The sequence below is a fragment of the Marinobacter sp. LM1 genome (genome assembly GCF_042763285.1).
GTDB classification, from domain to species: Bacteria; Pseudomonadota; Gammaproteobacteria; order Pseudomonadales; family Oleiphilaceae; genus Marinobacter; species Marinobacter nauticus.
Map to the genome: position 1 here is coordinate 3,903,045 of NZ_CP114373.1, position 15,370 is coordinate 3,918,414.

At 60.2% G+C, this 15,370-nt stretch carries 14 protein-coding genes; 6 read left to right on the plus strand and 8 right to left on the minus strand.

Annotation, left to right across the window (positions count from 1 at the left end; genetic code table 11):
* Nucleotides 1–27 precede the first annotated feature (27 nt).
* From OZ656_RS18295 to OZ656_RS18320, 6 genes are read left to right on the plus strand one after another with little or no spacing between them, the layout of a single operon-like run.
* Complete coding sequence (locus OZ656_RS18295; protein WP_379944777.1) at nt 28–1,860, plus strand: IucA/IucC family protein; 1,833 nt, start codon at nt 28–30, stop codon at nt 1,858–1,860.
* Nucleotides 1,861–1,885: 25 nt separating this feature from the next.
* On the plus strand, nt 1,886–3,694 hold the full coding sequence (locus tag OZ656_RS18300) for an IucA/IucC family siderophore biosynthesis protein (protein WP_289008433.1): 1,809 nt from the start codon (nt 1,886–1,888) through the stop codon (nt 3,692–3,694).
* Entirely contained in the window at nt 3,691–4,992 is a 1,302-nt protein-coding gene (locus OZ656_RS18305) for an AMP-binding protein (RefSeq protein WP_222179574.1), read from the plus strand. Before OZ656_RS18300 ends, OZ656_RS18305 begins: the two co-directional genes overlap by 4 nt.
* Complete coding sequence (locus OZ656_RS18310) at nt 4,989–5,258, plus strand: phosphopantetheine-binding protein (RefSeq protein WP_014422799.1); 270 nt, start codon at nt 4,989–4,991, stop codon at nt 5,256–5,258. Before OZ656_RS18305 ends, OZ656_RS18310 begins: the two co-directional genes overlap by 4 nt.
* The gene (locus tag OZ656_RS18315; RefSeq protein ID WP_288589344.1) at nt 5,255–6,274 is read left to right on the plus strand and encodes a DUF6005 family protein; all 1,020 of its coding nucleotides are present in this window, start codon (nt 5,255–5,257) and stop codon (nt 6,272–6,274) included. Before OZ656_RS18310 ends, OZ656_RS18315 begins: the two co-directional genes overlap by 4 nt.
* Complete coding sequence (locus OZ656_RS18320) at nt 6,271–7,146, plus strand: sugar phosphate isomerase/epimerase (RefSeq protein ID WP_288589346.1); 876 nt, start codon at nt 6,271–6,273, stop codon at nt 7,144–7,146. The genes OZ656_RS18315 and OZ656_RS18320 overlap by 4 nt, the downstream gene beginning before the upstream one ends.
* Here OZ656_RS18320 and OZ656_RS18325 read toward each other — a convergent pair.
* The 8 genes from OZ656_RS18325 to OZ656_RS18360 form a co-directional block, all read right to left on the minus strand.
* Nucleotides 7,122–7,412: a DUF2218 domain-containing protein gene (locus OZ656_RS18325; protein WP_023009524.1), complete on the minus strand. Its 291-nt coding sequence runs from the start codon at nt 7,410–7,412 to the stop codon at nt 7,122–7,124. The two genes, OZ656_RS18320 and OZ656_RS18325, sit on opposite strands and share 25 nt — an antisense overlap.
* A 24-nt stretch (nt 7,413–7,436) precedes the next feature.
* Complete coding sequence (locus OZ656_RS18330) at nt 7,437–8,222, minus strand: ABC transporter ATP-binding protein (RefSeq protein WP_273031193.1); 786 nt, start codon at nt 8,220–8,222, stop codon at nt 7,437–7,439.
* Nucleotides 8,219–9,316 (minus strand): iron ABC transporter permease, encoded by a 1,098-nt coding sequence (locus OZ656_RS18335; protein ID WP_273031192.1) that lies wholly within the window; start codon nt 9,314–9,316, stop codon nt 8,219–8,221. The genes OZ656_RS18330 and OZ656_RS18335 overlap by 4 nt, the downstream gene beginning before the upstream one ends.
* Nucleotides 9,313–10,461 (minus strand): ABC transporter substrate-binding protein, encoded by a 1,149-nt coding sequence (locus tag OZ656_RS18340; protein ID WP_273031190.1) that lies wholly within the window; start codon nt 10,459–10,461, stop codon nt 9,313–9,315. The genes OZ656_RS18335 and OZ656_RS18340 overlap by 4 nt, the downstream gene beginning before the upstream one ends.
* An 8-nt stretch (nt 10,462–10,469) precedes the next feature.
* Nucleotides 10,470–12,443, minus strand: coding sequence for a TonB-dependent receptor domain-containing protein (locus OZ656_RS18345; protein WP_286714472.1), 1,974 nt, complete (start codon nt 12,441–12,443; stop codon nt 10,470–10,472).
* A gap of 87 nt (nt 12,444–12,530) precedes the next feature.
* On the minus strand, nt 12,531–13,880 hold the full coding sequence (locus OZ656_RS18350) for a cell wall metabolism sensor histidine kinase WalK (RefSeq protein ID WP_141067404.1): 1,350 nt from the start codon (nt 13,878–13,880) through the stop codon (nt 12,531–12,533).
* The gene (locus OZ656_RS18355; RefSeq protein WP_288589350.1) at nt 13,877–14,581 is read right to left on the minus strand and encodes a response regulator transcription factor; all 705 of its coding nucleotides are present in this window, start codon (nt 14,579–14,581) and stop codon (nt 13,877–13,879) included. The genes OZ656_RS18350 and OZ656_RS18355 overlap by 4 nt, the downstream gene beginning before the upstream one ends.
* 70 nt (nt 14,582–14,651) lie before the next feature.
* Nucleotides 14,652–15,269, minus strand: a complete 618-nt coding sequence (locus tag OZ656_RS18360; RefSeq protein WP_011786946.1) for a DUF4202 domain-containing protein — start codon at nt 15,267–15,269, stop codon at nt 14,652–14,654.
* Between the last annotated feature and the right edge of the window lie 101 nt (nt 15,270–15,370).

The following is a 15,370-nucleotide window of genomic DNA, read 5'->3' on the forward strand; positions in this document are numbered from 1 at the left end:
CCAAATTCAGGAATTTGGAGCGTCGACATGGGACCGTCTGCCCGGGCAATTGCCGAACAGGCAAGTTTTCAGGCTTTCCTGCATGGTTACCTTCAGGAAGTTGATCCCGGCGACTGGCAGACCGCCAGCCAGCGCACCCAGGATCCGACAGGCCGATTTTCGGGGCCCTGGGTATGCGAACTGACTCTGAACAGCCAGCGCTCCCGCCTGGCCATCGACATTCTCTACCGCTCGGCTCTGGGCCGACACCGCTACGGCAAGGTACGTCAGTGGCTCAGCGGTCGTCATTGCTGGGCCGACATCGACCCTTTTCAGGCAATGTGTCTGTTGGCCCGTGAACTCTATGCATTATCCGGCGGCATGGTGCCCGAGCTCCGAAAACTCCGGGAACTGGAATTCCTGCATCGGCTCACTGACAGCTACGGGGTCATGGTCCGTTACGTCGAACACAGACGCAACGATTCGCGGCTTCTGGCCAACCGGTTTATCGATTCAGAACAGTCTCTGTTGTTCGGACACACTGCCCATCCCACCCCCAAGAGCCGCCAGGGGATGTCGGAATGGCAGCAGCATGCCTACGCGCCGGAGCTGACCGGGCGCTTTCAGCTGCACTACTTTCTGGTTCATCGGAATTGCGTTCTGGAGGATTCTGATGGGCCTTTACCAGCCAGTGCCATGGCCGAATCTCTGTTGCAAGACAGTCAAGCCTCCCTGAACCTGCCGGACAACCATGCCCTGATTCCGGCCCACCCTCTGCAGGCTCAGTGGTTGATGACGCAGCCCGGGGTGCTGGACGCCATCGCCCAGGGGTTGATTCACCCCTTGGGCTCGCTTGGTCCGGAGTTTTCTGCGACGTCATCGGTACGCACTGTTTACTGCGAGCAAGCTGAATGGATGCTGAAGTTCTCCATTCCAGTCAAGGTGACCAACTCGCTGCGGGTCAACAAGGCCCACGAGCTGAAAGCGGGGGTGGTTATGTCCCGGCTGCTCCGGCAAACCGGTTTTGGTGAGGCCGAGCCCGGCTTCCGGATCCTTCAGGACCCGGCCTATCTGACCGTTATGCTACCCGGGCTGACCGAAAGCGGCTTTGAAGTGATTTTCCGGAACAACCCTTTCCCGCCGGGGCAGGACCAGGGGGTGATCAGCATTGCCGCCCTGACCCAGGATCCCCTGCCGGGCCGGAATTCCCGGTTACTGGATCTGATCGAGGGCCTGGCATTGCACGAGAACCGCAGCCTCACAGCCGTCAGCCGGGACTGGTTCCAGCAGTATCTATCATGCGCGATTGGCCCGGCACTGCGGCTTTATGATGAGCACGGCATTGCCCTGGAAGCCCATCAGCAGAACAGTCTGCTGGATGTCAGCGGGGGCTATCCACGCTGTTACTACTACCGGGACAATCAGGGTTACTACCTCTCGGAGAGCTTGCGCGGGCCACTCACAGAGCAATGCACCAACCTTAAGGAAACCCCGGAGTTGTTCTACCGGGACGCCATGATCCGCGACAGGTTCTGCTACTACCTGATCGTAAATCAGCTGTTTTCAGTAATTGCCCGCTTTGGCATTGACGACCTGATACCGGAAACCCTGTTGATCCAGCAATTCCGACATTTTCTACATGCCGAGCACAGCCGGCTTCATGGCCCGGCACAGGCGCTCGTCAAGTCGTTACTGGAAGACAGCCGTCTACCCTACAAAGGCAATCTGCTGACCCGGGTCAACGATGTTGACGAGCTGAATGCAGAGCTGGAGATGGCAGTCTACACCAGCATTGCCAACCCACTCCGCCGCGATACCCGGACAACGCCGAAAGGCAATACCGTCGACCTTGCAGTTGAGGTAAGCCATGGTGTTGCCTGAGCCGAGAGCCTTATCCAAACCGCCCATGGCAGGACTGCAACCGGTGACCGCCCTGAGCGAGTTACCGGCCCAACGGGTGCTCCGGCAGCTGCTTGAAGCCCTGATGTTTGAAGGGGTGATTGCATACCATCCGGGCGATCGCAACCGCACCGGATGGCAATGGCTGACCTTCCAGGCTGGCAATCTGCACGGACGTTGCCGAGCCCGTATTCGGGGCTTTGGCCGACTGAGACTGGACACAAGCTCCCTGATCCTGGAGCGGAACCAGAGACCGGTGTCGCTCTCGCTGACCGCGCTGGTTGCACAGCTACCGGCCGCGAACCGACACCAGCAAACCCTGTTGACGGAGCTGCTGGCCACGATCAGCAACAGTGGACGGCTGGACGCCCTGCGCAAAGCCCGTTATTCCAGAGACCGCCGAAACCTGCATGGCGAAGCTCTGGACCGGGCCCTGCACGAAGGCCACCCCTACCATCCCTGCTTCAAGAGCCGACTCGGATTCCAGGGCGATGATCTGGTGCGCTATAGCCCGGAAACCAGCACCGGATTCAGGCTTCATTGGGTGGCAATTCCCCGACACAACCTGGATTCCCAGTTACCGTCTTCAGACATGGCTTTCTGGCAATCAGAACTGGGCCAGGAACAGGCTTATCTGCTGCGGGCAGCATTCCACCGGGCGGGCGTTGACTGGCAACAATATGGCGCGCTGCCAACCCACCCATGGCACTGGCAGAAACTCAGTCAGGGTCCCGAGGCCGCCCGGCTTGAGGCACTGGGCATCAAATGCCTGGGGCCTCTGGGAGACCGTTACCATCCAGGGCAGTCGCTCAGGTCTCTATTCAATGCCAGCCGGCCAGCGAAAGCCTGCGTAAAACTGCCTTTGGGTATTCACAATACCTCGTCACGCCGGCATCTGGAGCCCCATTCCGTGCCATCGGCTCCTGTCATCAGTCGTTGGCTCGAGTCCATTGTCGGCGGCGATCCACTGTTTGATACCACCTACCCGCTACGGCTGATGCCCGAATACGCCAGCCTGGGCGTTGCCGCGGGCGATGAGCAGGGAGCAGATAATTCGGGGCTTGCAGGGGAACTGGCCGCCATCTGGCGCGCCAGCATCGGCTCCCGGCTTCATGAGGGTGAGCAGGCCATCCCCTTAAATGCCCTGTTCCAGTGGCAGCCAGACGGCATGCCCTTTATTCACCCCTGGGTGGAGCACTATGGTCTGGTTCCCTGGCTGGAGGCCACGCTCAAGGCTGTCATTCTGCCAGTCTGGCATATGCTCGCTGCCCACGGCGTCGGTCTTGAGGCTCATGCCCAGAACAGCCTTCTGGTGGCGCGCAGCGGCTGGCCGAGAGCACTGATGCTTCGGGATTTCCACGACAGCGTCGAGTACGCCCGGGACTATCTGCCCCGGACTACCCCCGAACCGGACTTCGGCCCCCGGCAGGCATTCTACGATCAGGCACCGGATAACCAGTATTACCGCATGAGCAACCCGGAAGCCCTGCGCGAGCTGGTGATGGATACCCTGTTTATCTTCAATCTCAGTGAGCTCGCGCTGGTTCTGGAAGAGGCCTACGGATTTAACGAGGCGCGGTTCTGGGATCGAGTCCGGACAATCCTGACCAACTATGCACGACAACACCCGGAGCAGAGGTCCCGCCTGGATCGCCTGGGATGGGATCAACCCAACCCGCTCACCGAGTCGCTGCTACGCAGCAAACTTCAGCCAGACATCGAGCAGCCCCGCCACCGGGTGCCTAATCCCCTGGCCCCGGGCCCCAACGACACCCTGATGCCCTTCATTGATCACCATCACAAGAGGTTACCGTGACTGCACCTTTGTTCTATGTCGACAACATGCCTTACACGCAACCGGACTGCGACCAGATAGTCCAGTGCCTGGAGGAGCGCCCTGAATTTCAGGAGCCGGCCGGTTGCCGATTTGCGGTCTGCCTGCAGGACACCGCCCACTGGCTGGCCCTGTGCCTCTGGCTGAAACCCCTTGGCGCCAGTGTGCTGCCCATTCATTCCGGCACCCCCTATGCTGCGGCCCGAACCCTGGCCGAGAGCACGGGCTGCACCTACCTGCTGTTTGGCGAGCAACTCCAGGAAGTCACGCCCGAAGTCATTCGCGAGAAAGCGAAGACGGCCTGCGCCGAAGGCGGTGAGCTGATTCAGCTCAGCTCCGGCACCACGGGCAACCCCAAAACCATCACACGACCCTGGCACGACATAGAACGGGAGCTGGCCGCCTATGTTGCCCAATTCACTGAGGCCATGAGCTTGACACCGGTGGTCGCATGCCCGGTGACGCACTCCTACGGTCTGATCTGTGGTGTGCTGGCAGCCCTGCAGCGGGGGATTGCCCCCCAGGTGATCACCAATCTCAATCCACGTTCTATTCTTGCAAGGCTGCGCGCAGTACCCGAGCATCTGCTCTATGCCTCTCCGACCCTGGTCAGCTTGCTGATACGGATGCTGCCTGAAAACCAAAGACTGCACAGCGTCATGCTGTCCGGGGCGCCCCTGCCCGCCCCCGTGCTGGACCAGCTTCGAAACCGCTGCCTGCGCGTTTGCCAGCAATATGGCTGTTCGGAAGCCGGCTGCGTGGCGCTGAGCCCGGACGTGACTGAGCCTGGCCAACTCGGCCTGCCGTTATCGCATGTGTCAGTGCAGGCCGGGGGCTCCCCAGGGCAACCGGATGAAATCCTGATCACGGTTAAAGCCACCGGACAGCGCATTCACAGCAGGGATCTGGGCTATTTCGACCAGCAGGGTCAGCTGCATTTCCTGGCCCGTTCCGATGACACCATCAACGTTGCCGGCATCAACGTCTATCCGGGGGCCGTGGAAGACGTGTTTCTTGGCTATCCCGGGATTCGAGAGGCGGTGGCCTTCAAGCAACCGGATACCTTTGCCGGTGAGCGGGTTTGCCTGCGCTTTGTAGCAGACTCAGAAATAGACACCGACCAGCTGCGGCAATGGAGCCGGGGCCAACTGTCACCGCACCAGGTGCCGTCACTGATCGAACAGGTGGAAAGCATCAGCCGGCTCCCGAACGGCAAGGTCAGTCGCCGGCTGTTAACTGAATCCCTCAACCACAAAGATCAGCGGGAGGTGCCGGCATGAGTTCAGCCACTCCCACCCGCGAAGCCATTGAAGCGGTGATTCGAAGCCATCTGCCCAACGCCCGGCTTTCGGCGTTCTCAGCGACTGCCCGCCTCAACGCCGATCTGGCTATTGACTCGATTATGCTGTTGCAACTGATCGTACACCTGGAACTGGAATACGGCCTGCATATACCTGAAGAAGCGCTGCTGACCCATCAGCTCGAGACCGTTGAGGACCTGGAAGCGCTATTGGTCGCCACAGGCAACCCGGAGGTTTCCCTGTGATCAAAGTGCACTGTTTTGTCAGCTGTGTCTGCGAGATCATCAAACGCACCCCCGGTGTGGACCACCGCCCCTTCTACTTTGGCGTATGGGATGCGGACTTCTCGGTCAATGAGGAGCAGGTTCTGTCCTACCACTCGCCCCATACCCGGCACGACCAGTTCCGGGAGTGGTACCGGCTACTGTACGGCGTCACCATTGAATCCTGGTATAACCACCAGCAATCGAAAGAGGCCAACATCGACCGGCTGATTGAACTGGTGGAAACGCGCCCTTCCGATCGTCAGGTCATGGTCATGCTGGACCTTTACCGACTGCCAGAACGGGAAAACAAATTCCACCAGAACCCGTTTCCCCACTACGTGATGTTGGAAGCCACGGAAGATCCGGAGCAGTGGTTCATGTCGGACCCGGATTTTCGCTGGGAGGGTGTGCTGCCCAAAGACCGGATTCTGGAATCGGTCCGCTCCCCGGCCGCTGCCGGTGGCTTCTGTTTCGATGGCCTGGACATCCGGCATACGCCCGCGGAGACGGTAGCCGCTTATTTCGCCCAGTGCATGAAAGCGGAGACCAATCCGTTTACCGATGCCTTGCGGCAGATTCTGCACGCCCATATCGGTCCCGACGCCAGGCAACCACTGGCAAACCTGCCCCGGGCATTCAGGGAGATTCCAGTAATGGCGATTCGCAAGTACGCCTACGAGCACGCCTTTGCCTGGCTGCTGGAGGATCAGGGCCGCACCGCCGAGGGCGATCCGTGGTTCGAAGCGCTGTGCGAGGACATTGACCGGCTGGTGAAAACTTACACACAGATCCAGTACCGGGCGCTGAAACTGGTGATGTCCGGTAACGCTGCCCTGCTGGCCGGGGTCGAGCAGCTGCTGGACGAGCAGGATCGGCGGGAGTTCGCCATCAAGGAAAGCCTACAGGGACTGTTCCAGGAATGGCAGCAGCAACACCCCGATCTCACCAGCGCTACCGCCGACACCGGGACGTCCGACCTGGAGGTATTACCATGATCCGCTTCCACCTGTGTACCATCTCGTTCCGCCACCAGTTGGTGTCATTACCGGAACTGGCCACCTGGGCCGGGGCCACCGGCTTCGACGGCATTGAACTCTGGGGCGTGCATGCCCGGCACCTGTCAGAACAACCCGGCCTGGATGGCCGCTGGCTAAAAAGCCAGGGACTGGCCATTCCCATGGTCAGCGACTATCTGCCACTGGAGAGCGGTGAACAGGAGGCCATCCGCTACACCCGCGACCTCTGCCGACTGGCCCGGCACTGGCAGGCACCCAAAGTGCGAACGTTTGCCGGCCATCAGGGCAGCGCCGAGCTTGACCGGGGGCAGCGCCAGGCCCAGACCCGACGTCTGCAGACGCTGACCCGTTGCGTCGCAGATGAAGGCCTGACCCTGGTGGTGGAAACACACCCCGGCACCCTGGCCGATACGGTCGACTCCACGCTGACGTTGCTAACCGACGTGGATCACCCGGCCCTGGGTATCAACTTCGACGCCTTGCATGTCTGGGAAGCCGGAGCAGACCCAAAGCTGGCGCTGCAACAAATGGCGCCCTGGGTCAGACATTTTCACTTCAAGAATATCCGTCATCGGGATCAGCTCGGCGTATTTGCTCCGGCTAATGTCTACTCACCGGCCGGTTCCCGGCAGGGAATGGTGCCTGTGCTGGACGGTGCCTGTGACTACCGGCCGCTACTGGACACCCTGGCCGGCTGGCAGCAGTCGCAAACCCATCCGGCCCCACTGGACATTTCCCTGGAGTGGTTCGGCCCGGACAGCTACCGGGTGCTATGCAGCGATCTTCACCAGTTGCGGCAAAACGTTCGCCAGAACCACGCGCAATCTCAGGCGCTGGCCGTCTGCCAGTGAACCTCATCCACCTCATCGCCGGCAAAGCGGATGAGGTGGGAAGCTACCACCTGGCCCAGCTCCTCCAGCTCCGTCTCGGTGGGTGACTGGCACCGCATAAGCAACTTACCGTCTGCTGCTTCAAGCCGGCATTCACCAATGGAGAAAGTCAGCCTGCCATCGGTCCCGGTCCACTCAGCCTCAATCTTGTGGCGAAAGTGTTTGCACAGGCGATTGATCAGGCGACCGGGATCGGTGGTGGCCACTTGGGCGTTCATGGTTGGCATGGCAGTTTCCTTGACATCAGTGGGTCAACTAACACTGGCGGACAGCGGACGATCCGCCAGCACGATGGGGTGTCCACGAGAGCACTGTTCGATTCTGGCTTCGATACCATAGGTTTGGGCCAGCAGCTCCGGCGTCAGTACCTGTGCCGGTGTGCCCAGCACGGCCTGGCCGCCGGGAGACAACACCAGAACCTGGTCGCAATAGCGCAGGGTCAGATTGAGATCATGGCTGGCCACCAGGGCAATCGAGCCGGTCCGGCTGGTGGCGTCACGCACCGCGTTGAGCACGTTGAGCTGCCAGTGCAGGTCCAGGGCGCTGGTGGGCTCATCCAGCAGCATCAATGGCGTCTGGCGTACCAGTACCTGAGCCAGCCCTACCATCTGGCGCTGACCACCAGACATTTCCGACAGTCGCCGAAGCGCCAGTTGCCGGATACCCAGGGTGTCGAAAATCTCTTCAATCGCCAGCTCGGTCTCTTCCCGGGACCAGTCGCCGCGAGCAGAGCGGCAGGCGCTGAACACAGTTTCGTAGGCCACCAGGGGAATGGCCTGGGGCAGTGGTTGCGGCAGGTAGCCGACACGACGAATGCGCTGGTGGGCAGTAATCGCCGCCAGATTCTCCCCGGCAAAGGTCATGGTGCCGGCAATCGGCAGCAGACCGGCGATGGATTTCAGCAGCGTGGACTTACCCACAGCATTAGGGCCAACCACGGCCACCAGGGAGCCTGCGGGTATCTCCGGCAGGGTAAGTCCGGTGAAGACGGATCGGTTCCGGTAGCCGGCGGTCACGGATTGCAGCTTCAGGGTCACAACGCGGCCCTCCTGCTGCGGCCAATGATCAGGGTGATGAACAGCGGGATACCTACCAGGGCGGTCACAATACCCACCGGCAATACCACCCCCGGCACCAGCAGCTTGCTGGCGATGGATGACAACGACAGCAGAACGGCCCCGGCCAGGGCGCTGCCCGGCAACAGAAAGCGATGATCTTCACCCAGCATCAAACGGGCGATGTGGGGCGCCACCAGGCCGATAAACCCGATTTCCCCAACGAAACACATGGCCGCCGCGGTCAACAGGCTGACCCGCATCAGCACCACCAGGCGCATGCGCTCCACCCGGATACCCAGACTGCGGGCCTGCTCCTCACCACTGCGCAACAGGGTCATGGCCCAGGCATTACGAAGGGAAAACGGCAGGCACAGCGCAAGCACCAGGGCGACAATGGCCACTTTGTCCAGACTGGCCCGAGCCAGGCTACCCATGGTCCAGAACACAATCTGCTGAACCGACTCGGCATCGGCCATGAACTGGATCAGGCCCACCACTGCGTTGATGCCGAATAACAGGGCAATACCAAACAGCACCACCGCATGCACCGAGGCCCCCAGAGTGCGTGACAATACCAGAATCAGCAGCGAGGCGGCTGCGGCAAATACAAACGCAGACAGGGGCAGCAATACATGGGCCGCCAATCCCAACACCGAGATATTGAAGGCAATCACCAGGGACGCCCCCAGGGTGGCAGCCGCACCGACGCCCAGGGTAAACGGGCTGGCCAGCGGATTATTCAGTACCGTCTGCATCTCCGCCCCGGCAAGGCCAAGGCAAGCGCCGACCACCACCGCCATCAACGCGTAGGGCAGTCGGATATCCTCAATGATCACGCGGGTGCCGGCATCGATACCCTCAGGGTTGAGTAGTCCTCTGAACACATCCAGCAATCCCAACATCGACGGCCCGCTGGCAATATCCACCAGCAGTGCCGTCATCGCCGCGAGGGTCAACCCTCCCAGGCATAACACCCGGCGCCAGACAAAACGCCGATAGTCATCGGCCAGCGAGGACACCCTGGTGGTAGACGATTTCAGCCCAGCATCTTGCCTATACTGCACTGGCGTCATTTCTGGGCCTCCCCGGCTGTCACCCAATAGACTCCGTCGAGCGGCACTGGCTGGAAACGCCGGTAGAATTCCGCCAGGGTCGCGTTCGGGTTCAGCTCGCCAAACGCCTCCGGGTGAAACCACCGGGCCAGAGCCTGGACCGCCACCACGTTCATGGGCGTATTGTAGAAGTGGTGCCAGATGGCCATGGCCCGACCCTCTCGGATGGGTTTAACCGCCCGCAGTCCCGGGCGGTCGGTGGCCCGGACAAGCGATGCCCTGGCCATCTGCTCATCAATACCGGCCCCGAGCATCACGTAAGCATTGTCGGTATCGGACGCCTGATACCGTCGGGAGCCAATGGCCGTGGCTACGTAGCGCTGGGGCGGCTCACTGATCAGGTATTCCAGATTGAGTACACCACTGACCCCGGGAACCCGGCCTTGGGCCACATTCCTGCCGCCGGCAGCCTTGATGAAGTGCCCCATCATGCCCTCCACCATGGTCTCACAGCAGCTGTCATGCCGGCCCAGACGACTGTGCAGGAACACGCTGGGCCAGTCGCCTCGCGGAATATCTTCCACTACGTCGGTGACCCGGGCGAGCTGTTGCTGGTAGAACCGGTTGAAGACCTCGGCCTCATCCTGACGCCCGAGAATCTCACCCAGAACAGCCATGCTCCTGGGGGTATTGACCAGCGGGTCCTGGCGAAAATCAACAAACACCACCGCCACGCCCGCTCGCTGCAGGCTGTCAATCAGCGCCCGGTTATGGGCACCGGGGCCGTGGCCCTCAAGACTGAAAATGGCCAGGTCTGCCTCCATGGCCAACACACTTTCCAGACTGAAACTGTCAGCCGAGGTATGCCCCACCCGAGGAATATCCGCGAGCGAGGGAAACGCTTTCAGATACTGGGCATAGCCCCCCGGATCCGTCATTTCGAAATCCGGCAACAGCCCGGCAAGGCGATCCGGCAGCTGCTCCCCTTCCAGTATGGCAAGGGCCGGAATGTAGCGACTCTCGCCCAGTATCACTCGCTCGACACTCTCGGGCACCTCTACCGTCCGCCCCGCCAGATCGGTAACCGTGTCCGCCGCCAGGGAGAGCTCAGCCAGTAAACAGAAAACGCCGCCCATCAGGGCGGCTGTGATTTGGTAACGCAACATCACGGACCTCAGAACCGCATGGCCAGGCCAACACGGATGTCCCGCCCCGGCTCCGGCATGCCAACGATTCCCTCATAGTCCTCAATGTGCTGGTAATCCGCATTGCTGGCATGATCCAGGTACTGCTTGTCGCCGACGTTCTTGATGGTCAGGCTCAGGCGCAGATCCTCATTGCCGGTGGGCAGCCAGTGCAGAAACAGGTCGTGCACGCCGTATCCAGGCTTGTCGATGCTGCCAACCGAGGTGTCCAGATTATCGATACCCTGAACAAAACGGCCCTGCCAGCCAAACTCCAGGTTTCGATCCCAGCGGTACGCCAGGTCCGCAATCCAGGTATCTCCCATGGTGTTACCCAGCAGATTGTGCTCGTACACCGTCAACGGCTGGCCATCCACTTCGGCATCGTTACTGTGGAAGCTCAGTCCGGCGGAAAGTGCCTGCCATTGGTAACCGGCCGAGATCAGATAGCCGTCAGACTCGAGATCACCGATGTTCTTGTAGATGGATTCCCGGAACGGCAGCAACGGATCAGCAATGGCGTCCTTGATTTCAGAACGGTACACCTCGGCCGACAGTCGGAAGTTGTCGTAGCGGTAATCAAAACCGACTTCAGTATTCCGGGCTTTTTCACCTTCCAGATCCGGATCGTTTTCAGAGCCTTCCAGCTTGAACGAATCCTGAGTGGTTGGCCCGCGAAAGGCCTCGGCATAACCAGCTTTCAGGGTGAGGCCGTCCACCACTTCCCAGGCCAGGTTGGCATTCGGGCTGACCTCGTCTTCACTGAAGCGCTGGTCGTTGTTGTCCTTGAGCCGGTAGTCGTCATAACGGGCACCGGCACTGAACAACAGGCGGCTGGTGAGCCATAGATCGCCCTGCAGGTACACACCCAGTACTTCACCGGTCTGTTGTTCGGCTCTTTTATCCTCCTGATACCCGGCGTTCACCTTGTCCTCCCGATAATCGACACCGTAGGTCAGGCTGTGCTCGCCAAAACGACTGGTGTTGCGAAGGTCGCCGCCGATGTTCCGGCTAAACCCGAAATAACGCCCCCAGCGATCCTCAACGTTCTGCTCGATGTCTGACTCGGTGTGGTAAACGGTTGCCTCAAGATCTACCAGGGCATTGCCTGCGGGTGCGTATCCGTAATTCAGGGTGGTGGTGTCCCGGCGGCCATCCAGGTCGTAAAGGCGATTGAAACCACTGACAATCAATTGTGGGCGCTGGGGCCGCTCCCCCTCATCGGTGCGCACCTCGTGACTGAGCTTCAGGGTCTGATCAGCCGGCAACTGGCCCACCAGTTTGGCAAAACCAAGCTGCTGACGGGCATCACTGCCGGCAATACGGTCGCCACTGCCATCCTTGAAGGGCTCGTGGTCACTCTGGCTGACAGACACCAGGGTACTCCAGTTATCGCTCAGCCGGCCAAAGGCGGTACCACTGGCTTTGTAGCCATCGGTATTGGAGAAAGAACCGAATTTAACCAGGGCCCCGGCGTTTTCGCCTGGCCGCAACATGTCTTCGGGATCCTTGGTGACAAAGCGGATTGAGCCACCCAGAGCGCCAGCCCCGTCAGTGGCCCGGCCAGCCCCGGCATTGACTTCAACCTGCTTGAGCAACTCCGGCTCCACCGACAGTCGACCGGAGTGATGGAACAGTGCCCCAGCCTGGGTGGCGCCATCCACGGATACGTTCAAAAGCGGGTCTTCAAAGCCTCGGACATAAACTTTCTGGGCGATGCTGTTGGACCCACCAACGCTTACGTCTGGCTGGCCCGCAAAGACGTCTTCCAGATCGTCCGCCTGGAAACGCTCTATGGTCTCTGCATCGACCACAGTATCGGCGTCCACCTCACGGTCTGCCGTTACCTGAATGGGATCCAGAGACACCGGCTGTGCATGAGCCAGAGGTGCTGCCATCAGTGCCAGCCAGAGGGTGTTGCGACGAAAGCGCCGGGGTTGTTTCATCGGTGAGGAATTTGCCATCACGACCGCACTCCATTATGCAAATGATTCGTATTTGGAGTGCATTCTCGATAACTTGTGTCGCGAAGTGAACCAGTTTTACATTTGTTACATCCGGACTGCAGGCAACCACAAATGCATCGCCAGACCACCGTTCCCCGCAAGATTACAGGCCCGGATTCGCCCCCCTATGGCATCCAGATGCCGGCTTGCCAGCGCTAACCCCAGGCCATGGCCAGACGGCACACTTTCCCGGATCCGTGTGGCCCGGAAAAAGGGCCGGAAGATCGCCTCCAGTTGCTCGGCCGGAACACCCGGCCCGTCGTCCTCCACCGACAGCCGGTACCCACCGGCTTCCTCCTGCAACCGTATCATTACCGTGCCACCGGCCGGCGTATACTTGCAGGCATTGCGGACCACATTTTCAATGGCCTGTGCCAACGCCCGATGACTGGTACCCCGAATCTCCGCCTGTTCCGGAAGCTCGGTCCTGATATGATGCTCCGGGTACTCGTAGCGGGCGTCTTCCGCAATGGTATCCACCAGATCGGTCAGATCCAGATCCTCCTGGTTGAGCTCCGGCTGCTCGTTCTCCAGCCAGGCCAGGGTCAGGGTGTCCTCTACCAGGGCGCGCATCAGATCGCACTCCCGCCGTATTCGGGGCAGGAAATGCTGGGTATCGATGCCTTCCTCTACGCAACTGATGGCCATATCAATCCGGGTCAGGGGCGTTCGCAGCTCATGGGAGAGATCTGAGATCAACCGGCGCTGGGACTGGATCAGATCGCCGATCCGCTCAGCCATCCGGTCAAAGGTCTCTGCCAGCGCGGTCAGTTCGTCATTTCTGTTACCCAGCAGAGCCCTGGCTCTGGCGCCCAGATTACCCTCACTGAACTGGCGGGTTGCCAGCTCCAGCTGGCGAACGGGATTCATCAGGTGCCGGTAAATCACCAGACACAATGCCAGCAGCACCGTCAGTGGCAGGGCAGCTTTCAGGAATAGCCGCGCCTCCGGCAGGTAAGCGCCCGGCCGCATACGCTGAGGCAGGGTAATCAGGAAATGGGTGTGGCCATCGGCGAAGGTAAGATCCATGATCGGGTTTTCGGTGAAATACAGATGGATCTTCCATTCCACGTTGCGTCCAAGCCGAAAACCCTCCTGAAACTGTGAGGACAGTTCACTGCCAGCCAGCGGCTGTATCTCGGACCGAACCACCGCCGCCCAGGTGTTTTCGTCCCGTTGCAGCTGCTCCAGCCAGCGGGCAAGGGCCTGTTCGTCGCCGGCCAGGTACAGACGCTCTGCTGTGTGCCCCCAGTCTTTCAGGGTCTCCTGATGCTTGCGGGCAATAAAACTCATCTGCTGTTCGGTAGTGGTCCCCAGAAAGGAGATCACCCAGAACAACACCAGCGTACCCAGTGCCAGTGTGCCTGACAGCTTCCACCACAAACGACGATTCACTGGAAGCAATACCCCTTGCCGTGCACTGTCTGCAGTCGGTCACCGGCAACGCCGGCCTCCACCAACTTGCGGCGCACCCGGCTCAGGTGCATGTCCAGGCTCCGATCGTAGCGACTGAACTCTTTCTCCAGCACCACCTGGTAGAGATAGGGTTTGCTCAACGCTTCGCTCTGATGCAGCACCAGAATCCAGAGCAGGCGAAACTGGATGGGAGTCAGCGAGACCGGATTACCCTGAACGCTGACGGCCATGGCATGACGATCAAGCTTTAACTCACCGGCAGCCAGTGTGGCAGGGTCTGTGCGCTGATCGGTTTCGCCCAGTGTGCGTCGCAGCAACGCCTCGATTCGCAACAGCAATTCAGTGAAACTGAAAGGTTTTGGCACATAGTCATCGGCCCCCTGCTGATACCCCATAATGCGCTCTTGCTCGGCACCACAGGCGGTCAGCATCATGACCGGGGTCTGGCGGGTTTTACGGAGTTTCTCCAGGAATTCGAACCCGTTCATCCGTGGCAGCAGCACATCCAGAAGAATCAGATCCAGCCGCTGCCCCATAGCGGTGATCAGTGCCTGATCGCCCTCATAGCGCTGCACCACGTGATAGCCCCGGGAGGCCAGTAATCCGGACAGCTGATCACTGAGGGACTGATCGTCTTCGACAATCAGGATTTTCGGATTTCGGTCGGCCAGTGTCGCCATGGTTTGCCATCCATTGTCAAATGATAATGCATATCATATGCAGCGAATGACAGTAGCTCAAGTGCAGGATTCACTCAGCGGGTGCGGCAAGCGCCTCCTGCAGCAAAGCCAACAGATGGGCGGGCATGCCCTCGGCCAGCTTCAGGGCCGCACTGTGGCCACGGGGTGTCATTTTCCCCCAGGTCCGGCGCACAATGCGCAGCCATTTTTCTTTGTCGTAATCCGGGTTGTCTTCAAAGAATTGCGCAAAATAGCGCTCCAGAAACACCATACAAGCCACATCTTCCAGCAACTGGGTGTCTTCGTCTTCCCGCAATTTACGCTTGGTCAGAATAGTTTCGACCCGTTCGCACTCCGCTTTCGGGTAGCCGCAAGCCGCCATGATCTCCGCTGCCCGGCGACCATGCATGCGGCCGCAGGCCTGACGCCATTGATAGTAATTCTTGCGGCCCTCACCATAGTCACTGCGGGGCATGGTCCAGCGCTCGATATGCTGGGCCCGACAGGCAATCTGCATGCGCTCGGAAGGTTCCGGCTCCAGTTCAAACAGCCAGCGGGTCATGTGCAGGCTGTAGGCGTATTCCCTGGGAAGGGATTCACCGCCTATTTCCTCACGGTTGGGATCCTGCTGGTTTGCCTGGTCGATGGCATTGATCGCACATTCAAGGTTGGCACTGTTGCTCATCATTCAGTCCTTCAAGTCGCACGGCTCGCTCCTGGCGCCCCCGTGTGAACAGGGCGCGCCATCCCATCAAGCGATACTATCAGCCGGCTGGACTTCAGGTCACC